The organism is Agromyces sp. GQ35 (assembly GCF_059758475.1).
The window spans coordinates 250,847-272,928 of record NZ_JCAXEO010000003.1; the positions used below are offsets into that span (position 1 = coordinate 250,847).

The window sequence follows — 22,082 nt, forward strand, 5'->3', positions numbered from 1 at the left end:
TCCAATACGCTTCCGTGCCATGGCGCACCCCTTCGAGATCGTCGCTCAACCGATTCGGCGTCGCATCATCGAGGTACTCGCCGTCGGCGATCACTCGACGGGCGAGCTCGGCGAACTTGTCACGAACGAGGCTGGCGTCTCCCGCACCGCGGTCTCCCACCACTTGTCAGCGTTGCGAGCAGAGGGTGTCGTCAAGTCCGAAGTCGATCCGGCCGAACCGCGCTCTCGGCGGTACATGCTGGACGCAGACTTCCTGTCTCGACTCGATGACGCGGTCGGGGAACTGTTCGAACTCTGGGACCACCGATATGGCAGTGCCCTGGACCGGGCGCCGATCGTCGACCCTCCGCGCACTCTGAGGCGGCGGCATCGATGGCGCGAAGCTGCGAACCGTCGTCGCGAGTGGCCGTCGAGCCTGTAGCACGTGCGACAGCGGCTTCGAACCGTCCGGCAGCCTCGATCCTGCTGATCTGCAGTTCGATTCTGCGCGCCGAGATCGAACTCATCGTCTCTCCACCTCATGTGAGCTCTGCCTCACATGAGGCAGGATTCACATGAGCTGCGAGGACGAATGCCACCGGTCGGAGAACGGGGAACATCGCGAGCGACGGGGCACGCCTGGTGCTTCGCGTTGCGGCCGTCGTCGGCGAGATCAGCGCTGAAGAGGAGGGCGAATGTGTCGCCCGGGTTACGGCGCGGGGATCGCGCGTGGCGCGTCGATATACTGAAGGCACAATGGACGATCCCCCTTCTGCGTCGACGCCAGGCCATAGACCCTCGCCCGTGACTGCTCGGGGAGGTGGCGATGTCTGAGTGGATACTCCTCGGCATCGGACTCCTTCTCACGATCGGCACGGGCTTGTTCGTCGCCAGTGAGTTCGCCCTCGTCAATCTCGACCGGGCCGACCTGGAGGCACGACGTGCGCGAGGTGAGACGAGGCTCGGCCTCACGATCGCCGCGCTGAAGATCACGTCCACGCACCTCTCGAGCGCGCAACTCGGCATCACGCTGACCACGCTCCTCACCGGCTACACGATGGAACCGGCGATCTCGTCGCTCCTCGCGGCGCCGCTCACCGCACTCGGCATCCCCGAGGCGCTCGTGCGCCCGGTCGGCACGATCACGGCCGTCGTCGTCGCCACCCTGCTCTCGATGGTGATCGGTGAACTCGTGCCGAAGAACTTCGCGCTCGCGCTGCCGCGGCAGACCGCCGTCATCGTCATTCCGTTCCAGACGGCGTTCACCTGGGTGTTCCGGCCCGCGATCGCGCTGCTGAACGGCAGCGCCAACGGCATCCTCCGTTCCTTCGGCATCGAACCGAAGGAAGAGCTCTCCGGTGCCCGGACCGCGGAGGAACTCTCCTCCCTCGTGCGCCGATCGGCGAGCGCCGGCCTGCTCGAGCAGGACACTGCGACCCTGCTCGGTCGCACCCTCCGATTCGCCGACCACGACGCATCCGATGTCATGACGCCTCGGCCCGCCGTCGCCGCCGTGCAGCGACTGCAGCCGGCAGAGGCGGTGCTCGAGCTCGCTCGTACGACGGGCTATTCCCGCTTCCCCGTCTACGACGAGAATCTCGACGACGTCGTCGGCCTCGTGCATGTCAAGCAGGCCGTCGCCGTTCCGCGCGAGAAGCGCGGCGACGTGCCGACCTCGGCGCTGCAGACCGAGGCGCTGCGCGTTCCCGAGACGATGAAGCTCGACACCCTGCTCGGCGAACTCCGCGGACGCGGCTACCAGATGGCGGTCGTCGTCGACGAATACGGCGGAACCGCCGGCGTCGCGACGCTCGAAGACCTCGTCGAAGAGCTCGTCGGCGAGGTCGCCGACGAGCACGACCGCACGCGTGCCGGCATCGTGCGACGCGGTGACGACGTGAGCTTCCCCGGCATCCTCCGACCCGACGAACTGCTCGAGCGCACCGGCATCCGCGTGCCCGAGAACGGAGACTACGAGACCGTGGGCGGATTCGTCATGGCCGAACTCGGTCGATTGCCCGTCGCCGGCGACGAAGTGCTGATCGACGACGGCACGCTCGTCGTGCAACGTCTCGACGGACGGCGCATCGATCGGGTGCGATTCGTTCCGAATCCATCACCCGGAACCGATGAGTCGGCAGGGGGGCAACGATGAGCGACTGGGCCGGGATCGCGTGGCTGGTCGTGCTGCTGATCGCCAACGCCTTCTTCGTCGGGGCGGAGTTCGCCGTCATCTCGGCGCGACGCTCGCAGATCGAGCCGCTCGCTGAACAGGGCAGCCGCCGCGCCAAGACCGCGCTCTGGGCGATGGAGCACGCCACGCTCATGCTCGCCATGAGCCAGCTCGGCATCACGATCTGCTCGCTGCTGATCCTGAACGTGTCGGAACCTGCGATCCACCACCTGCTCGAGGTGCCGCTGCACTTGACCGGCTGGTCCGCCGAAGTGGTGTCCACGATCGCGTTCATCGTGACGCTCGTGCTCGTCTCCTACCTGCACGTCGTCTTCGGCGAGATGGTGCCGAAGAACCTCTCGTTCTCGATTCCCGACCGTGCCGTGCTGCTGCTCGCGCCGCCGCTCGTGTTCCTCGCACGCATCTTCCGGCCGATCATCGTCGCGCTGAACGCCATCGCCAACGGCGTGCTGCGGCTGTTCGGCGTCGAGCCCAAGAACGAGGCGACCTCGACGTTCACGCTCGAAGAGGTGCAGACGATCGTGAACCAGTCGCGCCGCGAGGGCGTGCTCCACGACGCGAGCGGCACGTTGACGGCCGCGTTCGAGTTCACGACCAAGCGGGTGCAGGATGTCGCGGTGCCCCTCGATGCGCTCGTCAGCCTGCCGCCCGCGGCCACGCCGACCGATGTCGAGCGCGCCGTCGCTCGTCGCGGATTCTCGCGATACCCGATCCTCGACCCGGCGGGCGAGCCCGACGGCTACGTCCACCTGAAAGACGTCATCGATCTCGATGAGGACGAGTTCGACGATCCGATCCCGGCGAAGCGCGTGCGGCGCCTGGTCTCGATCTATGCGGGCACCGACCTCGAAGACGCGCTCGCCACGATGCGACGCCTCGGCACGCATGTCGCGCGGGCGTTCGACGAAGACGGCGCCACGACTGGCGTGATCTTCCTCGAGGACATCATCGAGGAGCTCGTCGGCGAGGTGCAGGACGCCACTCGTCGACGGTGATCTCGGCGCGGGCGGCGCCCGTATTGGGGGCTGCCCGCGCTTCGTGCCCGGGCGTAGGCTCGCTTCGAGCGAGAAATGAGGGTTCATCATGTTCGAATCCGCTGAAGGGTACGCCGTGCTGCCGGCAGCCGACCTCGAGCGCGCCAAGCGCTGGTGGAAGGAGGTCTTCGATCTCGACCCGGTCGAGGATTCGACCGGGGGAGTGATGCTTCGAGTCGGCGGAACGCCGGTGCTGGTCTACGAGACGCAGTTCGCCGGGACCGCGCAGAACACGGCCCTCGGCATCGACACCGATGACCTCGATCGTGACATGGCGGTGCTTCGCGAGCGAGGCGTCGTCTTCAACGAGTACGACCTGCCCGGTGTCACGACCGAGAACGGCGTCGTCGAAGAAGACGGCATGCGCACCGCCTGGTTCGATGACAGCGAAGGCAACATCATCGCCCTCGGGCAACGGCGGTAGCCGGACTCCGGGGCTAGGTCAGCGACCGTAGCCAGGACTCGAGCGTCGCGGCGTCCGTGAAGACGTGCCCGCTGCCGCCGACCGCCTCCGCGCCCTCGACGTTCTCGGACTTGTTGTCGATGAACACGAAGTCGGATGCCGCGATGCCGAGCTCACCGATGACGTGCTCGTAGATCGCCGCGTCGGGCTTCACCAGATCGAGCTCGGCGCTGACGAACACGCGCTCGAAGAGCGGCGCGAACGAGCCGTGGCGCAACCAGCCCGAGAAGTCGGCGCCCGCGTTCGAGAGCAGGGCGAGTCGGGTGCCTCCTGCTGCAAGCGCGTGCAGCACGCCGAGTGTGCCGGGGTCGACCGAGAGCCAGCTCCGGTGGTCGATCGCCCACAGCTCGTGCACGTCGATGGCGTTCCACTCCGCACCGAGGTCCGTAGCGACGGCCTGCCAGTACTCGGCGATCGAGATCGTGCCGCGGTCGAGGCCGTGCCGGTGCGCCCAGTACGCCTCCCAGAAGGACGCGGAGCGCTCGGCCATGCCGGCTCGAGCGACGAGCAACGCGCGGTCGCCGGCGCTCGGCTCGCGGGAGATGACCTCTCCGTAGTCGAAGACGACGACACGCGGAGCGAGACTGATCGGTGCGGGAGCTGTCGGAGGCATCCCCGCCAACCTATCGTGGGACCATGAACAGGCCGTGGCAGGAATGGACCGCCGACGACGCGGTGGAATGGGTCGTCGCACCGAACGCCGACGACGACAAGTACTCGCGCGGCGTGCTCGGCATCGTCGCCGGCTCACCCGAGTACCCGGGCGCCGCGGTGCTCGCCGTCGAAGCCGCGCACCGAGCCGGCCTCGGCATGGTGCGCTACACCGGCCCTCGCGCGGTGCGCACGGCCGTGCTCGCTCGCCGGCCCGAGACCGTGACGTCGCCCGGTCGAGTGCAGGCCTGGCTCATCGGCTCGGGCATCGACGCCGGTCGGCGCTCGTTCATGCTGCTCGGCGACCTGCAGGGCGCGCTCGCCTCACGACTGCCCGTCGTGCTCGATGCCGGTGCGCTCGACCTCGTCGGCACCCATTCGGCACCCACGGTCATCACGCCGCACACGCGAGAGCTCGCCGCGCTGCTGGCCTCGCGCGAGATCGACACGAGCATCGCCCAGGTGCGTGATGATCCTGCCGGGTGGGCGCAGCGCGCCGCCCGCGAACTCGGCGTCGCGGTACTCCTGAAGGGCGCCGTCACGCATGTCTGCGACCCCGACGGCGACCGCTACACGATCACCGCGCCGACGCACTGGCTGGCGTCCGCCGGTACCGGAGACGTGCTCGGCGGTATCCTCGGCGCGCTCGTCGCGACCCACCATGAGCGCCTCGCCACCGATGCCGAGGCGCTCACCTCGCTCGCGGCGACCGCGGCGTGGGTGCACGGCGAAGCGGCGCGCCTCGCGAGCACCGACGTCGCCGGCGGCCCGGTGACGGCGCTCGACATCGCCGGCGCGGTTCCCCGGGTGATCGGCGCGCTGCTTTCGCGCTGAAGGGCGGCGGCGAGCGACGATGCCACCGACGTGCACCGGAGCGTGGCGGAATGTGATGCTCGGCTAGGCTCGTCGCCATGACGGGCGAGGCTGGGCAGGAGGCATCCGCTCACCCCTTCCGCCGCCGGCTCGGCTCTCGCGCCGCGCTCTGGTCCGGCTTCGCGATGGTGCACCTCGCGCTGATCTGCCTGAATCTCGCGGCACCCGGCTATCCGCTCGGTGACGTCACGGGCGTCTACCGGGTCTGGGCCGAGAACGCCGCGCACGGGTGGGTGCGCATGGGGATCGACGTGCCGTGGGTGTATCCGATCCTCGCCTTCGCTCCGATGGCCGCCGCCCTCGCCCTCGGCTCGACCCTCTACGCGCAGGCGTGGCTCGCGCTCGTGACCGTGCTGAACGCGATCGCCTTCGGGGTGCTCATCGGCCGCGCCCGGCTGTCGCGTCCACGTCGACTCGCGGCGTGGTGGTGGCTCGGCTTCCTCGCGCTGCTCGGACCGATCGCATTCGGACGCATCGACGCGATCACGGTGCCACTGGCCGTGCTCGGCCTGCTCTGGTCGGCGGGCAGGCCGCGGGTCGCGGCGGTGCTGCTCACGATCGCGACCTGGGTGAAGGTGTGGCCGGCCGCGCTCGTCGCCGCGCTCATCATCTCGGCGCGCCGACGACTCGAGATCGTCACTGTGGTCGTCTCGCTGAGCGCGGGCATCCTCGGGGCGAGCCTGCTCGCCGGGGCGGGCACGAACGCCATCGGGTTCATCGCCGAGCAGGCCGGACGCGGGCTGCAGATCGAGGCGCCGATCGCGGTCGTCTGGCTCTGGCAGATCGTCGCGGGGTCGGGCTCCGTGAGCATCGTCTACGACCGCGACATCCTCACCTTCCAGATCCAGGGACCGGGGGCGGATGTCGCGGCCGCGGTCACGACACCCGTCATGGCGATCGGCGTGCTCGTCGTCGCGCTCGTCGGCATCCGGGCAATGCGCCGTGGCGCGGTGTTCGGCCGGGTCCTGCCGCCCTTGGCGCTGAGCTTCGTCGTCGTGCTCATGCTCGCGAACAAGGTCGGTTCTCCCCAGTTCGTGACGTGGCTCGCCGCGCCGGTGATCCTCGGGCTGGCACTGCGCCCAGGGCGCTTCGCCGTGCCCGCGCTCCTCGCCGCGGTGATCGCGCTGTTTACGCACATCATCTACCCGTACTGGTACGGCTGGCTCCTCGTCGCGAATCCGGCGTTCGTCTTCCTGCTGACCGCGAAGGCCGTGCTGCTCGTGGTGCTGCTCGCGTGGGCCATCCACGTGCTCTGGCGGCTCGGTGCAGCGCATCCGACGCCGCACATCGTCGACGCGGTGCGCGGCACAATGGAATCGAACGAGTGATCGCGAAGGAGTCGAACATGCTGGTGGCATTCTCAGTTGCGCCGAGCGGCACGGGCCGCGCCGACGGGTCCGTGCACGACGCTGTTGCGGCGGCCGTGCAGGTCGTGCGGGAGTCGGGGCTCCCGAACCGCACGACGTCGATGTTCACCGAACTCGAGGGTGAATGGGACGAGGTCTTCGACGTCGTCCGCCGTGCCACGGAGGCCGTCGGCGAATACGGGTCGAGGGTGTCGCTCGTGCTGAAAGCCGACATCCGACCGGGCTACTCCGGTGAGCTCGATGCGAAGATCGAGCGACTCGAGACCGCGATCGACGAAGCCGGCAACGGCGTCGCGTAGTCCCCGTCCAGTCCGGCCGGCCGCGGAACCGCGCCATCGAATCGATTCGATCTGTGCGAGAATCGTCGGGTGACCCACTCATCCGACGGGCCGACGACGTTGTCGCCGGCCCGTATTCGTTTCGCGCTCCTCGCGCTCGCACTCGGCGGCTTCGGCATCGGCTCGACCGAGTTCGTCGCCATGGGCCTGCTGCCGAACATCGCCCACGACCTCCTGCCCGAGCTCTATGCGCGCTCCTCGGCCGAGGCGAACGCGAACGCGGGCTGGGTCATCTCGGCGTACGCCCTCGGTGTCGTCGTCGGAGCGCCGACCATCGCCGCCGCCGCGGCGCGCTGGCCGAGGAAGCGACTGCTGCTCGCCCTGCTCACCGCCTTCACCGTGGGCACCATCGCTTCTGCCGTGCTGCCCACGTTCGAACTCGTGCTCGTCGCGCGGTTCGTCGCCGCGCTGCCGCACGGGGCGTACTTCGGAATCGCGTCGCTCGTGGCGGCGAGCCTCATGGGTCCCGGCAAACGCGCGCGCGGCGTCGCGCTCGTACTCTCGGGCCTCACGATCGCCAACGTGGTCGGGGTGCCGGCGATCACCTGGCTCGGTCAGGCCGCGGGATGGCGCATCGCCTACCTCGCCGTCGCGGCGATCTTCGCGCTCACCTTCGTCGCCGTGCTCGTCGCCGTTCCGTGGCAGGCCGGTGATCCGCACGCCACGATGAAGCGAGAACTGCGTGCGTTCACCCGGAGTCAAGTGTGGTTCGCACTCGGCATCGGCGCGATCGGCTTCGGCGGCCTCTTCGCCGTGTACAGCTACGTCGCTCCACTCGCCACCGACGTCACGGGCCTGCCCGAAGCGTTCGTGCCCGTCGTGCTCATCGCATTCGGCATCGGCATGACGATCGGCAACATCGCCGGCGGACGCCTCGCCGACTGGAGCGTGCGACGGTCGATGTACCTGTTCTTCGCCATTCTCGCCGGCGCGCTCGTGCTGCTGGGCTTCACCGCGTCGAACCCGATCGGTCTGTTCGCGGGCGTGATGCTCGTGGGCGGGGCCTCAGCGGCACTCTCGCCGACGATCCAGGCGCGGCTCATGGACGTCGCACGCGACAGCCAATCGATCGCCGCCGCACTGAACCACTCGGCGCTGAACATCGGCAACAGCCTCGGCGCCCTGCTCGGCGGCATCGCGATCGCGGGCGGTCTCGGCTACGTCGCCCCGATCTGGATCGGGCTCCTGCTCACGCTCGCAGGGGCGGCACTCGCGGTGACGTCGTTCGCCCTCGATCGGGCCCGACACCGTCGCGGCGTCGTGGTGCCCTATGCAACGGGCGCGATCCGGGCCGTCGAGCCCGTCGACGCCTGATCCGCGGCCGGTGGGGAGACGGGTGCCGCGGCATCCGTCTCCTCACCGGCCTCAGTCGGACTGCAGGAGGATGCCGTCGAGGATCGCGCGCTTGCGCAGCGCCACCTTGGTGCCGACGTCGTACCCCGACGCCCGGTACTTCTCACGGATGCGCTTGAGGTAGCTCTTCGCCGTCTCTTCGGAGATGCCGAGCTGGAAGGCCACAGCCTTGACGGGCTGGCCGGCGCCGTAGAGCGCCATCACCCGCCGTTCCTGCGCTGAGAGCTTCGGCGCGGTGCCCTCTTCGCTGAGGGCGACCTCGAGCTCGGGCGTGAGATAGGACTCCCCGATGCGTGCTGCGCGGATCGCCTCGATGATGGTCTCGACCGGCTCGGACTTCACCAGATAGCCGAGCGCGCCCGAACCGAGTGCTTCGCGCACGACCGCGGGCTCTGAATAGGTGCTCATGAGCATCGTCTGCACCTCGGCCGACTTCAGCATCGACAGCTTGAGCGAGATCGGGATGTTGTCGCGCAGGTCGAGGTCGAGCAGCACGACGTCGACGGGGAAGTCGGGGTGGGCGAGCAGTTCGGACCACGACGGCACCGCGGCGATGAGCTCGATGTCAGGAGCCGCGGTGCGAATCCACTCCGAGAGGGCCCCGAGGAGCATGCGGTGATCGTCGACGATCGCCAGGCGGATCGGTGGAGCAGTGTCGGCCATTCAGCTTCCCCTCGGATGGGCCGCCCTGCGGACGACCGGTACACCAGCCGAGACATTCGGGTCGACCCGGCAGTCGATGTCGATGCGAAAGGTATCGGACGCCGCTTCGACCTCGTGTGTACCGACACTATCGAGTACATCCCAGGTTGCGGGGTCGACGCGGCGACGAGCCAGACCTCGCACCTCGATCGAGAGCAGCAGGTCGGGCGTCTCGGGGGCGGAGGCATCGGCCGGTTCGCGGCAGGTGACCTGCGCCGCGAGCTCGGCAGTGCCCTTCGACTGCTCGCCCACCAGGAACCACAGTGCGAGGAGCAGGCCGTCGCGCTGCGATTGGTCGAGCAGGCCCGCCAGCCCAGCGGGATCGTCGACGGTGACCCGATTGCTGAGGTAGGCGGACTCGGTGACCGCATGCCGGAGCCAGGTGTCGTTCCGGCCCTCGATCAACCGCACGCGGAGTCGGGCCGCGATCCTGCCCGCGCGTTCGGCGGGCTCGGACGGCAGGGGAATGGCGATGCGTCCGGAGCCGACGTCGTCGAGCAGCGACTCCGCGTCGAAGTCGAGCTGCGCGAGCTCTTCCGAGGCACGCATGCCCACGGCGGTGCGCGGTGTCGCAACCGTGCTCTGCACGAGCGAGAGGTCGAGTTCCCGGCGTACGAGACGCCGGAACCCGTCGATCGCGAGCACGGCGACGATGACGGGAAGCACGGCCGATGCCGCGACGACGAGCCCGGTCACGGTGTGGTGCCCGGCTGATTGGAGCTGGACGAGTGCCGCCACGGCCATCACGATGCCGATCGCGCCGGCGACGAGCACGGGGATGCGGGTGCCCTTGATCGCCGCGACCGGCATCAGCACCGCCCCTGCTGCTGCCGCCGCCGTCGGAGTCACGCCGAGGTGGAGCAGGCCCTGCGTCGCGGCCACGTCGAGCCCGACGGGGACCGCGAGACCGACGAGCAGCACCAGGTAGAGCCAGCCAGGCAGCGGGGTACTGCGCGAGACCATACGGGAGACGACGCCGATGCCGACGACGGCGAGGAGCGCGAGCCACGCGGTCCACGGTCCCGGCCCTGGAGGGAAGAGCGGAGCGAGCGTCAGGGCATGTGCGAGGTGTCCGGCGATCACGAGGCCGGATGCGATCGTGATGCCGACCGCGAGACGGCGGCCGCCGTGGCTCTCGCGCACGTCGCCCGCGGCCCGAGCTGATCGACTCGGCCGCCGGAAGTGACGCCCGGAGACCGCGACCTGCGGCTCGCTCATGGCTTCGGCACCTCGAGCATCACCGTCGTGCCGGAACCGGGGGAGGAGAAGACCCGGGCGCGCCCGCCGACGGTGTTCAGCCGTCCGACGACCGACTCGGAATAGCCGAGACGCGCCCCGTCGACCGCGTCGGGCTCGAAGCCGGTGCCGGCGTCGGTGACCATCGCGCGCACCGTGCGATCGTCGTCGCTCACCGTGACATCCGCTTGGGTGACGCCGGAATGCCGGCGCACATTCTCGAGGCACTCGCCGAGCGCACCGAGCAGCGCATCGAGGGTGTCGCGAGGCAGGGCGAGGCGGCCGGCGCCGTGCCAGTTCACGTCGAGGCCCATGCGCGCGAAGCGCTGCCGCACCGACTCGAAGGTGAGGCCGAGCGTGTCGTCGTCGGACTCCGGCGAGAACACCGCGTTCGACCCGCGGTCGAGCGGTGCGCCGAGGCGGAGCTGCTTGAGCAGCCGTGCATCGTCACCGGCCTGTTGGCGCAGCGCCCCAGCGCTGACGCCGACACCGGAGTGGGCGAGCAGGCTGAGGGTGGCCAGCACCGTGTCGTGGAGCACGCGGGCGTCTTGTCGCTGCTGCGTCTCGAGCTCGCTCGCCATCCGTTCGGCCTCATGTGCCCGACCGACCTCTGCGATGCGGTCGGAGGCCATCGCGATCGCTCGATCGAGCCAGATGCCGATCGCTGCGTTCGCGGCCCAACCCATGAGCGCGCCGATGGCCACGACCTGCATCTCGTGACCGGTGACGGCGACCAGACCGATCGCGATCAGGGTCGCTGCGACCAGGCCGAGCACGAGGAAGGGGCCGTCGGAGCGCACGATGAGGGTGACCGCGACCGATGAGGCGGTGATCGACGCGGTGATCGCCATCGCCGCGATCGTGACGGGATCGATCACGGGTCCCGTGCCGAGCAGCATGATGAGCGCGATCGAGCACGCCACTGCGGCGATGGCCGGCGCGACGGCGCCCCGTATCGCGTGGAGGGCGATGCCGACGCCGGCGCCGAGGCTGAGGAGGGCGGCCGATGCGAGCTCGAACCCGGTCGTGGCGCCCGGAACGAGGAGGCAGGCGAGGGCGCCGATCGTGCCGCTGAGACCGGTCACCCGGGTGAGCTGGCGCAGCAGGCGATCGCGTTCCTTGTGGATGCGCTTCATGTCACCCCCTGATGCGGACGGAGCCGCGGACACGGCCATCGTCACTCTCGAAGAGTAGCGGAATCGCGCCAGGGAACGGGGGAACGACCTGGTGTCACGGCCCGGACGGACCGCGACCGCCCCGGCACGGGTCAGGCCGCGAGGAGACCGGTGAGCGCGGCGCCGACCGCGTCGTCTTCGATGAGGAACGCGTCGTGGCCGTACTCGGACGTGACGAGCACCGGTGCGGGGCCATGCACGCTGTGGGGCAGTCCGGCCGCGATCTCCGCCTGGCCGGTCAACGGGAAGTACCGGTCGCTGTCGATGCCGAGCACGAGACTTCGAGCCTCGACTCCAGCCAGTGCGGCCCGGGCGCCGCCCCGGCCTCTGCCGACGTCGTGCGAGTTCATCGCCTGGGTGAGCACGATGTAGCTGTTCGCATCGAAGCGACGGGTGAACTTGTTGCCGTGGAAGTCGAGGTAGGACTCGACGGCGAACCGCCCGTCGCTGCCCAGGGGATCGAGATCGGACTGCCAACTGCGCTCGAAGCGCTGGTTGAGCTCGGCCGCGGTGCGGTAGTTGAGCATCGCCATGCGCCGGGCGAGCGCCAGCCCGCGGGTCGGCCCATCGCCGTCGGGGGCGTCGTAGAACTCGCCACCTCGAAAGGCCGGATCGGCGCGGATCGCCTCGATCTGCACCGAGTTGAGCGCGATCTGGTCGGCGGTGGTCGTTGCCGGTGCTGCGAGCACGGCGATGCGCTCGACCGCATCGGGCGCCATGATCGCCCACTCGAGCACGTGCATCGCACCCATCGATCCACCGACCACGGCGGCGAAGCGGTCGATGCCGAGTTCGCGCGCGAACGCGATCTGCGCTCGCACCTGATCGCGGATCGTGAGGAACGGGAATCGGATGCCCCACTCGCTCCGGTCGGGGGCGAGTGACGCCGGCCCCGTGGATCCCTGACACCCGCCGAGCACGTTCGGGGCGACGACGAACCACCGATCGGTGTCGATCGCGCGGCCGGGGCCGACGATGCCGGGCCACCAGCCGGCGCTCGGATGCGCTGCACCGGCCGGACCGATCACGTGGCTGTCGCCGGTCAACGCGTGGAGCACGAGGATCGCGTTGTCGCGTGCCGGCGACAGCGTGCCCCACTGCTCGTAGGCGATGCGGGCGGCGGGAAGGGTCCGGCCCGATTCCAACGCCACGTCGCCGATGCCGACGAAGCGGCGGTCGCCGACGGGGTCGCCCTCGCGCCACGCACCGGTTGCCGGGGCACGACCGGCGAGCGATGCCGCCCGCGCCTCGGTGACGATGCTCGCGGGCACCGCGTCAGCCGTCGTCTGCCAGTCCATGCTTCGATTCTCCCGAATCCGGTCGGCTCGCCGCGCTTTGTTACGGCGCAACCAAGGTGCGAACGCCGACGCCGACGCCGACGCCGGCGATGCGAACGGCGGATGCCGCGGGCCCGGGTGGGCTCGCGGCATCCGCCGAGGCGACAAGCAGGAGCTCAGACCCGTGCAGCCTCCGTTGCGGCGCGCGCCGCCGCGAAGCCCGCCTCGAGGTCGGCTTTCAGATCGTCGATGTTCTCGATGCCGACCGACAGGCGCACGAGACCCGGCGTCACGCCGGTCGTCAGCTGCTGCTCGGGAGTGAGCTGCGAGTGCGTCGTCGACGCCGGGTGGATGACGAGCGAGCGCACGTCGCCGATGTTCGCGAGGTGGCTGAACAGCGAGAGGCTGTCGACGAGCGCACGACCGGCATCGACGCCGCCCTTCAGCTCGAAGGAGAGCACGGCTCCGACGCCCTTCGGCGCGTACGTGTTGGCCGCGGCGTACCACGGGCTCGACGGCAGGCCCGAGTAGTTCACGCTCGCGACGTCGGGGTGGGTGTCGAGCCACTCCGCGATCTCCTGCGCGTTCTGCACGTGGCGCTCGATGCGCAGCGACAGGGTCTCGATGCCCTGGATGAGCTGCCACGCGCTCGCCGGCGCGATCGCCGCACCGAGGTCGCGCAGCAACTGCACACGCGCCTTGATGATGTAGGCGAGGCTGTCGCCGACCGCTGCCGTGTAGCTCGCGCCGTGGTACGAGGGGTCGGGCTCGGTGAGGCCCGGGAACCGCTCGACGTTCTTCGACCACTCGAACGTTCCGCCGTCGACGATCACACCGCCGATCACGGTGCCGTGGCCGCCGAGGAACTTCGTGGCCGAGTGCACGATGATGTCGGCGCCGTGCTCGAACGGGCGGATCAGGTAGGGGGTGGCGATCGTGTTGTCGACGACGAGGGGCACGCCCGATTCGTGCGCGACATCGGACACCGTGCGGATGTCGAGGATGTTGATCTTCGGGTTGCCGATCGTCTCGGCGAAGAAGAGCTTCGTGTTGGGACGCACCGCGCGGCGCCACTCGTCGGGGTCGTCCTGGTTCTCGACGAAGGTCGTCTCGATGCCGAGCTTGGCGAGCGTGTACTTGAAGAGGTTGTAGGTGCCGCCGTAGATCGACGAGGACGACACGATGTGGTCGCCTGCCTCGGCGATGTTCAGCACTGCGAAGGTCGACGCCGACTGGCCCGACGCCACGAGCAGTGCGCCGCTGCCGCCCTCGAGCGCCGCGAGGCGCTCTTCGACCACGGCCTGCGTCGGGTTCTGGATGCGCGTGTAGATGTTGCCGAACTCCGCGAGCGCGAAGAGATTCTGCGCGTGCTCGGCGTTGTTGAACACGTACGACGTGGTCTGGTAGATCGGCGTCGCGCGCGCGTTGGTCACGGGGTCGGGCGCTGCACCCGAGTGCACCTGCTTGGTCTCGAAACGCCAGTCGGCGGTGTCGCTCATGGAAGTCTCCTCAGGAAATCGCGCATGGTGCGCCGTGGCTTTCGAGCCACGCTATGCGGGCACCGAAGAGGGGGCAATGGATGCCGCAACACGGCGTCACGCTCGAGGCATCCGCTATTTCAGTTCGCCGTCGGACGGCAGCACGATCGTGCCCGTCGCGGTCGACGGCTCCGGCCGGAACAGCCATCGCGCCTTCGGCTCGACGAGCGGCCGGAACGCCCGGCGCACGGGTTTCAGCGACAGCACGATCGAGATCGCGACGCAGAAGACCATCATCGCGGGCAGCACCCAGAACGGCTGGTCTCCGGCGAGCAGCTCGGTCTCCCGGAACGGGAAGAGCACGAAGGTGTGCAGCAGGTAGATGTACATCGTGGCGGTGCCGAACGGCGTGAACCAGTGCGCGCCTCGGGGCATGAGCACGAGGAACGCGACGGCGAGCAGCATCGCGAACAGCAGGAGGCCGAGCCGGATGGCTCCCGACCACGGCTCGTCGTACCCGATCGCCTCGTACGACTCGTCGTAGAGCATGAACCGGCGCAGCTTCAGGTCGCGCCACGTCTCGATCGCGGCGGGCATGACCGCGAGGGTCGTGCCGAAGAGCAGGATGGCGCCGGCGCGCCACCGCCACGCGACGGCAGCGCCGAACTCGAGCCAGCGGCCGGTGAGCTGCCACTGCCGCAGCTTCCAGCCGAAGACGAAGAAGGGCAGCATGCCGAGGGTGCGGGACAGCGCGAGCGTGGAGTCGATCGTCTCGGTGTACCCCGCCCCGATCGAGATCGCGATCGCGATGAGCAAGGGGTATCGCAGCATCACGAGGTAGGGCAGCACGATGCGCCACACCGCGAGGGCGATGAGGAACCACAGCGTCCACGACGCAGTCGTGAAGTCGAGGGCGAACTCGCCGCCGAGGATCCACCGGATGACGGTCCAGATCGTCTCGAAGATGAAGAAGGGGAAGACGATGTCGGTGAGGGTCTGGCGGATGCTGCGGGCGTTCGGCGGGCCGGACTTCGCGAAGTACCCGCTCACGGTGACGAACACGGCGACGTGGAACGAATAGATGAACAGGTAGACGCTGTACGCCGAATCCGACTCGCCGATGAGCGGCAGGATTCCGTGGCCGATGACGACGAGGGTGATCGCGATCCACCTGGCGTTGTCCCACAGGGGAACACGTCTGCGCTTGCTCGGGGTGGCCTGCGGCCTCGTCTGCATCAGTCCATTCAACCGCACGCGCGGCACCCGGCACGGCAGAATGGGCGCATGAGCAAGCTGCGAGTGGTCGTGACCGGCGCGAGTTCCGGCATCGGCGAGGCGACCGTGCGAGCGTTTCGGGCCGCCGGATGGGACGTCGTGGGAGTCGCCCGCCGCGAGGATCGCCTGCAGGCGCTCGCGGCCGAGACCGGGGCATCCGTCGTCGTTGCCGACCTCACGAAGCAGGCCGACGTCGATCGTCTGCGCGAGCACCTCGCCGAGACCGGCCCGGTGCACGCGCTCGTCAACAACGCCGGCGGAGCCAAGGGGCTCGACTCGGTCGAGGCCTCCGACATCGACGATTGGGCGTGGATGTTCGAGGTCAACGTGCTCGCGCTGAAGCGCGTGACGACCGCACTGCTGCCACTGCTCCGGAAGGGCGCCGTGGCACGTGGTGTCGCCGACATCGTGAACGTCACGTCGATCGCCGGGCACACCGCCTACGTCGGCGGCGGCGGGTACAACGCCGCCAAGTTCGCCGCGCACGCCCTCACCGAGGTGCTGCGGCTCGAGCTGAACGGCGAACCGCTGCGGGTGATCGAGGTGGCGCCCGGGATGGTGAAGACCGATGAGTTCGCGCTCGTGCGCTTCGGGGGTGACCGGGCGAGAGCCGATGCCGTCTACGACGATGTGCCCGAGCCGCTCGTGGCGGCCGACATCGCCGCGGTCATCACCGACGCCGTGCAGAAGCCACGGCATGTGGACCTCGACCTGATCGTCGTCAAGCCCGTCGCGCAGGCGGCGCCGTACCGGCTCACGAAGGGGCCGCTCACCGTTCGCGGCGAAGGCGACTGACCATGGTCGACACCTCGTTCGTCGAGACCTCCGAGCGCACTCCGGCGGCGCCGAAGCGGGACCGCTGGGAGGCCCTGACAACCGTGCCGCTCGTGGTGCTCGGGCTCGCGTTCATCGCCGCGTACTCCGTACTGGTGCTGCTGCCCGAGGCGCCGGGCTGGGTCGGCGCGCTCATCGCGGTCGTGCTCATCGCGACGTGGATCGCCTTCGGCGTCGATGTCGTCGTGCGCATCGTGCTCACGCCCCGCGGCGGCCGGTGGCAGTTCGTCCGCCTGCACTTCGCCGACGTGCTCTCGGCCGTGGTTCCACTGTTCCGTGCATTCCGGGTGCTCGGACTCCTCCACCAGGTGCCCTATTTCCGGCGCCATAGCGGTGCCGCGGTGCGTGCACGCCTCGTCACCTATGCCGCCAGTTACGCCGCCTTCTTCGTGTACTTCATCTCGCTTGCGACGTTGCACGCCGAACGCGATGCACCCGGAGCGACCATCACCACCTTCGGCGACTCGATCTGGTGGGCATTCGTCACGATCGCGACGGTCGGCTACGGCGACATGTACCCGGTCACCGGGCTCGGCCGCCTCTACGCCGTGCTGCTCATGGCGGGCGGCGTCGCGATCGTCGGCACCGCGTCGGCCACGATCATCTCGCTCATCAACGAGCGCATCGGGCAGGTGCGCCACGGGCACTCCGGTGTCGAACATGGTGAGGAGCCGCCGCCCGACGGCCGCGTCTGACGAACCGCGCGGCTACCCTTGGGGAATGACGTTCGATGCGAATGACGCCGCAAGCGGTGTCGACGGAATCCGCCGCGAGATCCTCACCTGGGAGCAGTTCGGCGACGCGGCACGATCGCTCGCGAGCGACGTGCTGGGGTCGGGGTTCCGCCCCGACGTCGTGATCGCGATCGCCCGCGGCGGCCTCCTGCTCGCGGGGGCGATCTCGTACGCGCTCGGCACGAAGGCGTGCGGCTCGATCAACGTGGAGTTCTACACCGGCATCGACGAGCGACTGCCCGAGCCGGTGCTGCATCCGCCGATGCTCGATGCCCCGGCGCTCGGCGGCAAGCGCGTGCTGCTCGTCGACGACGTGTCCGACTCCGGCCGCACACTCGCGAAGGTGCTCGCGCTCCTGAGCGCCGAGGGCGCCGACGTGCGCACGGCGACGCTCTACACGAAATCGCACACCGTGCTCGCACCCGACTTCGATTACCGCCGCACCGACGACTGGATCGTCTTCCCGTGGTCGGCTCTCCCGCCCGTCGATCTCGCCGGGGTGGCGTGACCTCCGCCCCGGAGACGGCGAAGTCGCTCGACGAGCTCGCAGCCGCTGGACTGCTCGATGCCGCATGGACCGCCGCACTCGCCCCCGTCGCACCGAAGATCGCCGAGCTCGGCGAGTTCCTGCGCGACGAGACGGCCGCCGGTCGCGGCTACCTGCCGGACGGAGACCGTGTGCTGCGTGCGTTCGCTGCGCCGCTCGACGACGTGCGGGTGCTCATCGTCGGTCAAGACCCGTACCCCACGCCGGGGCATCCGATCGGCCTCTCGTTCGCGGTCGATCCGCACGTGCGGCCGGTGCCGCGCAGCCTTGCGAACATCTACCGCGAGCTCGCGGACGACCTCGGAGTGGTGCCGCCGCCGCACGGCGATCTCACGCGGTGGAGCACGAATGGCGTGATGCTCCTGAACCGGGTGCTCACGGTGCAGCCGGGCGCTCCGGCATCGCACCGCGGCAAGGGCTGGGAAGCGGTCACCGATCACGCGATCCGCACGCTCGTCGCGCGAGGCGCACCGCTCGTGGCGATCCTGTGGGGGCGTGACGCGCAGAACCTCAAGCCGCTGCTCGGTGCGACGCCGGTCATCGAATCGGCGCACCCGAGCCCCCTTTCGGCGTCGCGCGGGTTCTTCGGTTCGAAGCCCTTCAGTCGAGCGAACGCCCTGCTCGACGCGCAGGGCGCTGCGCCGATCGACTGGACCCTGCCGGCCTGAACCCGACGGGCCGAGCGTTCCGCGGCGTAACCCGTCGGCAATCTGCCGCGGGTATTCTGGCGGCATGCTCGAAGAGGAATACCAGACGCGACGCGTGCTGCCGCCCCACCTTCGCCCGGCAGCGCCGTCCGAGGCGCCATTCGAGTACTCGCTCCGCGACGCGCGCGCAGCCGACCTGCCCGCGGTCCGCGAGATCTACAACTACTACGTCGCCAATTCGACCGTCACCTTCGACGAAGATGCCATGACGTTGAAGGAGTGGAAGGCGAAATTCGCCTACCTGGCCAAGCTCGGCATGCCGTTCATCGTGGCCGAGTCGCCGAGCGGGCAGTTGCTCGGCTATGCGCTCGTCTCGCCGTGGAAGCAGAAGCGCGCCTATCGCTTCACGGTCGAGAACTCGATCTACCTCGGCCCCGCGGCATCCGGCAAGGGGCTCGGTCGGGTGCTGCTCGCGGAGCTGATCGAGCGGGCGAAGGCCGCGGGACTGAAAGAGATGATCGCGGTCATCGCCGACCAGGGCGCTGAGGCGTCGATCGCGCTGCACGAGAAGTTCGGCTTCGAGGAGATCGGGCGCATGGGGCGGGTCGGCTTCAAGTTCGAGCGCTGGCTCGGCACGGTGCTGCTGCAGAAGTCGCTGAAGTAGCGTGCCGAGCCGCGAAGCCGGCGGGCCCTCCTCAGCTGACGATGCCGAACTCGACCTCGGCGGCGAACATCGCGAGGAAGGCCGACACCAAGCCGGTGGCGAGCAGCAGGCCGGGGTGGGCGAGCCCGATGGTGATCCGGCGGAGTCGCGGGCGGTTCACGAGCATCGACTGCGGCACCTCGCTCGTCGTCGGCGCCTCGGACCACCCGCGCAATCGGGCGAGGAACCAGGAGCAGCGCACGATGAGCGCGGCCCACAGCACTCCGGCCGCCACCGGGGTGAGTGCTGCGAGCACGTCGAAGCCGATGCCGGTGAGTTCGTCCTCCTTGCCCTCGGCCGCGAGTTGGATCGAGGTCGAGATCGCGGCACCCAGGACGACTGAACCCGACCAGGCGACGAAGGCGAGCACGAGCGTCAGGTAGCGCGAGAAGAAGTGCCCGAATACCGAGCTGCGGTGGGCGAGATGGTCGCGAGGTGTCGCACGCAGTACTGCGATGGTCGCCGCGAGGCTCGGCGCGACGAGCAGGACGACGAGGAGCGACCAGGCCCAGACGGGCCAGTCGAGGACCGCGGCGAGCACGATGACGGCGCCGAGCGCAGCGGCCCACCCAGCGCCCCACGCCAGCGGATGCCTCGCGAGCGCAGCGCTGATCATGGCCCCACGATAGCGTCGGCCGGGCGCAGGCGGGGCCAGCGGCCGTCGGCTCGGGGGATCATTGCGCTGCACGGGCATAGCGTCGGCCGGGCGCAGGCGGGGCCAGCGGCCGTCGGCTCGGGAGATCATTGCGCTGCACGGGCATAGCGTCGACCGACGGCTCGCGGCCGTAGGCTCGGAGCATGACGGCGCTGCACGAGCACACGGCCCTCGAACTCCACCAGCTGCTGCAACGCGGCGATGTCTCGCCGGTCGAGCTCGCCGAGCACTATCTGGCCCGCATCGCACGGCTCGACCCCGAGGTGGGCGCCTTCGCGACGGTGACACCGGACGCGGCGATCGAGCGGGCTCGGCACGTCGCGGCCAGCGTGCCGAAGACGGCGCCGCTCTGGGGGCTCCCGCTCGCCGACAAGGACTTGCATCTTCGTGCGGGCGTGCCGGCCCGATTCGGCTCCCGTGCCTTCATCGACTTCGTGCCGGAGGCCTCGGACGAGCTCGTGCGGGCCGTCGACGCCGCAGGCGCGGTCAGCCTCGGCAAGTCGCAGACGCCCGAGTTCGGCCTGCCGTCGTACACCGAGGGGGTCGGCGTGCCGCCGACCAGGAACCCGTGGAACCTCGCGCTCGGCGCGGGCGGCTCGAGCGGGGGAGCCGCCGCCGCCGTGGCATCCGGCATGCTGCCGTTCGCACCCGGCTCCGACGGCGGCGGATCGATTCGCATTCCCGCCGCCTCATGCGGGCTCGTCGGTATGAAGCCGTCTCGCGGCCGCGTGCCCGCCGGGTCGGGAATCTCGAGCCTCGCCGGACTCGGCGTCGCCGGTCCGATCGCGCGCACCGTCGCCGACGCAGCGCTCCTCCTCGACGGAATGATCGCGCCGGCGGGGTACCCCGCTGCGCATCGGTTCGCACTAAGGGCGGCCGGCGATGACGGACCGTTCCTCGGTGCGGCCATTCGCGGCGAGGGTCGGTTTCAGCTCGGCGTGATGACGGATTCACCGTGGGATGACGCCTACGACATCGTCGTCGCCCCCGAGGCGCGTGCGGCGATCGAGCGCGGCATCGAGTTGCTCGACGGCCTCGGCCACGGCATCGAGGCGATCGCGCCGGCACCCGAGCCCGGCTATGCCGAGGCGTTCCGCACGATCTGGCAGGCGGGCGCCGCGACGATCCCGGTCGACGGCGAACCCGAGGCGCTGCTCGAACCGCTGACCCGCTGGCTGCTGCTGCGTGGTCGGGCCGTGCCCGCGCGTCAGCTCGCCGAGGCGCTCGCCTGGCTGACCGGCTTCGAGGAGCGCACCATCCGCCGGTTCGCGTCGTTCGACGCAGTGCTCACGCCGGCGCTCGCGCTCACGCCTCGTCCCCTCGGTTGGTATGACCCCCACGACGGGGAGCGCAACTTCGCCCAGCAGGTGCAGTTCACGCCCTTCACCTCCTTCGTGAACGTCGCGGGCCTGCCGGCGATCACGGTGCCGATCTCGGAGACCGAGAGCGGTGTGCCGATGGGTGTGCAGCTGATCGGTCGCCCCGGCGGTGAGGCGACGCTCTTCGCGCTCGCGGCGCAGCTCGAGCGACAGGTACGGCGCACCGGGAAGCACCCGGTGGCCTGGTGAGCTCTCGGCCGCGACGGCGACGGCTCGTGACACGAATTGACGCACTTAGGTAAGCCTCACCTATAGTGGAGGCATGCTCGGTCTCGACCTCACCCTCTCCTACAACGGTGCACCTGTCGTGCACGGTGCGGAGATCCATCTCGAACCGGGCAAGGTCACCGCGCTCGTCGGTCCGAACGGCAGCGGCAAGTCCACGCTCCTGCGCGCGCTCGCCCGACTGCACCAGCCCGACGCGGGTCGCGTGCTCCTCGCCGCCGACGACGGCCACACGATCAGCGAGGGCGAGTCCGGCGCCGAGCCGTCCGAGCTGCTCGAGCGGGGCGTCGACGCCGCCACGTTGAGCGGGCGCGACTTCGCGCGCCGGGTCACCCTGCTCGCGCAGAGCCGACCGACGCCCGGTGGCATCACCGTGCGCGAGCTCGTCGAGTTCGGGCGTCACCCGCACCGCGGCCGCTGGATCGCCGGTGACGCCGGCGGTGCCGCGATCGTCGACCGTGCGATGGAGCTCACGGGGGTCACGGAATTCGCCGACCAGCCCGTCGACCGTCTCTCCGGTGGCCAACTGCAACGGGTGTGGCTCGCGTCCTGCCTCGCGCAGGACACGGGAGTGCTGCTCCTCGACGAGCCGACGACATACCTCGATCTGCGCTACCAGGTCGAGCTCCTCGACCTCATCCGCGAACTCGCCGACCAACACGGCGTGACCATCGGCGTCGTGCTGCACGACCTCGACCAGGCCGCCGCTGTCGCCGACCGCGTCGTGCTCCTCGAATCCGGCCGCATCCGCGCCGTGGGCACGCCGGCCGAGGTACTCGTCTCCGACATGCTGAGCTCGGCCTACGGCATTCGCGTCGACGTCGAGGTCGACGACCGCGGCTGCATCACGACCTGCCCCATCGGCCGGTACAACACCCGGCAACGCGCCGACCACCGACTCGCCGTCGCCTAGCGCCGGCCGCCCATACCCCCCTCGCGCGGGACCCCTATGCCCGCGCGCCG

General features: G+C 69.7%; 23 protein-coding genes. 15 read left to right on the plus strand and 8 right to left on the minus strand.

Going from position 1 to position 22,082, the window contains the following annotated elements; all coding sequences use genetic code 11:
• Positions 1-19 precede the first annotated feature (19 nt).
• The 4 genes from AC6CH0_RS16275 to AC6CH0_RS16290 all read left to right on the plus strand — a co-directional run bounded on the left by AC6CH0_RS16275 (position 20) and on the right by AC6CH0_RS16290 (position 3,631).
• A complete protein-coding gene (locus tag AC6CH0_RS16275) occupies positions 20-421 on the plus strand; it encodes an ArsR/SmtB family transcription factor (protein ID WP_498102742.1) in 402 nt (133 codons plus the stop codon).
• Between the two features lie 384 nt (positions 422-805).
• Positions 806-2,134, plus strand: a complete 1,329-nt coding sequence (locus AC6CH0_RS16280; RefSeq protein ID WP_498102744.1) for a hemolysin family protein — start codon at positions 806-808, stop codon at positions 2,132-2,134.
• Entirely contained in the window at positions 2,131-3,168 is a 1,038-nt protein-coding gene (locus tag AC6CH0_RS16285; RefSeq protein WP_498102746.1) for a hemolysin family protein, read from the plus strand. The genes AC6CH0_RS16280 and AC6CH0_RS16285 overlap by 4 nt, the downstream gene beginning before the upstream one ends.
• Before the next feature lie 88 nt (positions 3,169-3,256).
• Complete coding sequence (locus AC6CH0_RS16290; RefSeq protein ID WP_498102748.1) at positions 3,257-3,631, plus strand: VOC family protein; 375 nt, start codon at positions 3,257-3,259, stop codon at positions 3,629-3,631.
• A 13-nt stretch (positions 3,632-3,644) separates the two neighbouring features.
• Here AC6CH0_RS16290 and AC6CH0_RS16295 read toward each other — a convergent pair whose 3' ends face one another.
• Complete coding sequence (locus AC6CH0_RS16295; RefSeq protein ID WP_498102750.1) at positions 3,645-4,283, minus strand: HAD family hydrolase; 639 nt, start codon at positions 4,281-4,283, stop codon at positions 3,645-3,647.
• Between the two features lie 23 nt (positions 4,284-4,306).
• Here AC6CH0_RS16295 and AC6CH0_RS16300 point away from each other — a divergent pair, with 23 nt between their 5' ends.
• The 4 genes from AC6CH0_RS16300 (at position 4,307) to AC6CH0_RS16315 (ending at position 8,213) form a co-directional block, all read left to right on the plus strand.
• Entirely contained in the window at positions 4,307-5,155 is an 849-nt protein-coding gene (locus AC6CH0_RS16300; RefSeq protein WP_498102752.1) for an ADP-dependent NAD(P)H-hydrate dehydratase, read from the plus strand.
• Positions 5,156-5,232: 77 nt separating this feature from the next.
• Entirely contained in the window at positions 5,233-6,522 is a 1,290-nt protein-coding gene (locus AC6CH0_RS16305; RefSeq protein WP_498102754.1) for a glycosyltransferase 87 family protein, read from the plus strand.
• Between the two features lie 17 nt (positions 6,523-6,539).
• Positions 6,540-6,860, plus strand: a complete 321-nt coding sequence (locus AC6CH0_RS16310; RefSeq protein ID WP_498102756.1) for a thiamine-binding protein — start codon at positions 6,540-6,542, stop codon at positions 6,858-6,860.
• Positions 6,861-6,929: 69 nt separating this feature from the next.
• Positions 6,930-8,213: an MFS transporter gene (locus AC6CH0_RS16315; RefSeq protein WP_498102758.1), complete on the plus strand. Its 1,284-nt coding sequence runs from the start codon at positions 6,930-6,932 to the stop codon at positions 8,211-8,213.
• A gap of 51 nt (positions 8,214-8,264) precedes the next feature.
• On the opposite strand, the gene AC6CH0_RS16320 is transcribed toward AC6CH0_RS16315, so the two are convergent.
• The 6 genes from AC6CH0_RS16320 to AC6CH0_RS16345 all read right to left on the minus strand — a co-directional run bounded on the left by AC6CH0_RS16320 (position 8,265) and on the right by AC6CH0_RS16345 (position 15,356).
• Complete coding sequence (locus AC6CH0_RS16320) at positions 8,265-8,915, minus strand: response regulator (protein WP_498102760.1); 651 nt, start codon at positions 8,913-8,915, stop codon at positions 8,265-8,267.
• Positions 8,916-10,172, minus strand: a complete 1,257-nt coding sequence (locus AC6CH0_RS16325) for a hypothetical protein (protein ID WP_498102762.1) — start codon at positions 10,170-10,172, stop codon at positions 8,916-8,918.
• Complete coding sequence (locus AC6CH0_RS16330) at positions 10,169-11,326, minus strand: sensor histidine kinase (protein WP_498102764.1); 1,158 nt, start codon at positions 11,324-11,326, stop codon at positions 10,169-10,171. The genes AC6CH0_RS16325 and AC6CH0_RS16330 overlap by 4 nt, the downstream gene beginning before the upstream one ends.
• 131 nt (positions 11,327-11,457) lie before the next feature.
• Entirely contained in the window at positions 11,458-12,663 is a 1,206-nt protein-coding gene (metX, locus tag AC6CH0_RS16335) for a homoserine O-acetyltransferase MetX (RefSeq protein WP_498102766.1), read from the minus strand.
• Positions 12,664-12,818: 155 nt separating this feature from the next.
• Positions 12,819-14,141 carry a bifunctional o-acetylhomoserine/o-acetylserine sulfhydrylase gene (locus AC6CH0_RS16340; protein WP_498102768.1) on the minus strand — a complete coding sequence of 441 codons (1,323 nt, stop codon included), beginning with the start codon at positions 14,139-14,141 and terminating at the stop codon, positions 12,819-12,821.
• Positions 14,142-14,255: 114 nt separating this feature from the next.
• Positions 14,256-15,356, minus strand: a complete 1,101-nt coding sequence (locus tag AC6CH0_RS16345) for an acyltransferase family protein (RefSeq protein WP_498102770.1) — start codon at positions 15,354-15,356, stop codon at positions 14,256-14,258.
• 48 nt (positions 15,357-15,404) lie between these two features.
• On the opposite strand from AC6CH0_RS16345, the gene AC6CH0_RS16350 reads away from it, so the two are divergent.
• The 5 genes from AC6CH0_RS16350 (at position 15,405) to AC6CH0_RS16370 (ending at position 18,821) form a co-directional block, all read left to right on the plus strand.
• Positions 15,405-16,190, plus strand: coding sequence for an SDR family NAD(P)-dependent oxidoreductase (locus AC6CH0_RS16350; protein ID WP_498102772.1), 786 nt, complete (start codon positions 15,405-15,407; stop codon positions 16,188-16,190).
• Positions 16,191-16,192: 2 nt separating this feature from the next.
• Positions 16,193-16,924, plus strand: coding sequence for a potassium channel family protein (locus AC6CH0_RS16355; protein WP_498102774.1), 732 nt, complete (start codon positions 16,193-16,195; stop codon positions 16,922-16,924).
• A gap of 25 nt (positions 16,925-16,949) precedes the next feature.
• Positions 16,950-17,471, plus strand: coding sequence for a phosphoribosyltransferase (locus AC6CH0_RS16360; protein ID WP_498102776.1), 522 nt, complete (start codon positions 16,950-16,952; stop codon positions 17,469-17,471).
• A complete protein-coding gene (locus tag AC6CH0_RS16365; RefSeq protein WP_498102778.1) occupies positions 17,468-18,178 on the plus strand; it encodes a uracil-DNA glycosylase in 711 nt (236 codons plus the stop codon). Before AC6CH0_RS16360 ends, AC6CH0_RS16365 begins: the two co-directional genes overlap by 4 nt.
• 64 nt (positions 18,179-18,242) lie before the next feature.
• On the plus strand, positions 18,243-18,821 hold the full coding sequence (locus tag AC6CH0_RS16370) for a GNAT family N-acetyltransferase (RefSeq protein ID WP_498102780.1): 579 nt from the start codon (positions 18,243-18,245) through the stop codon (positions 18,819-18,821).
• Positions 18,822-18,852: 31 nt separating this feature from the next.
• On the opposite strand, the gene AC6CH0_RS16375 is transcribed toward AC6CH0_RS16370, so the two are convergent.
• A complete protein-coding gene (locus tag AC6CH0_RS16375; protein ID WP_498102782.1) occupies positions 18,853-19,476 on the minus strand; it encodes a hypothetical protein in 624 nt (207 codons plus the stop codon).
• Between the two features lie 182 nt (positions 19,477-19,658).
• On the opposite strand from AC6CH0_RS16375, the gene AC6CH0_RS16380 reads away from it, so the two are divergent.
• Together AC6CH0_RS16380 and AC6CH0_RS16385 are read left to right on the plus strand one after the other, a co-directional pair.
• Positions 19,659-21,083 (plus strand): amidase, encoded by a 1,425-nt coding sequence (locus AC6CH0_RS16380; RefSeq protein WP_498102784.1) that lies wholly within the window; start codon positions 19,659-19,661, stop codon positions 21,081-21,083.
• A 73-nt stretch (positions 21,084-21,156) separates the two neighbouring features.
• A complete protein-coding gene (locus AC6CH0_RS16385; protein WP_498102786.1) occupies positions 21,157-22,032 on the plus strand; it encodes an ABC transporter ATP-binding protein in 876 nt (291 codons plus the stop codon).
• The last annotated feature ends 50 nt before the right edge of the window (positions 22,033-22,082 follow it).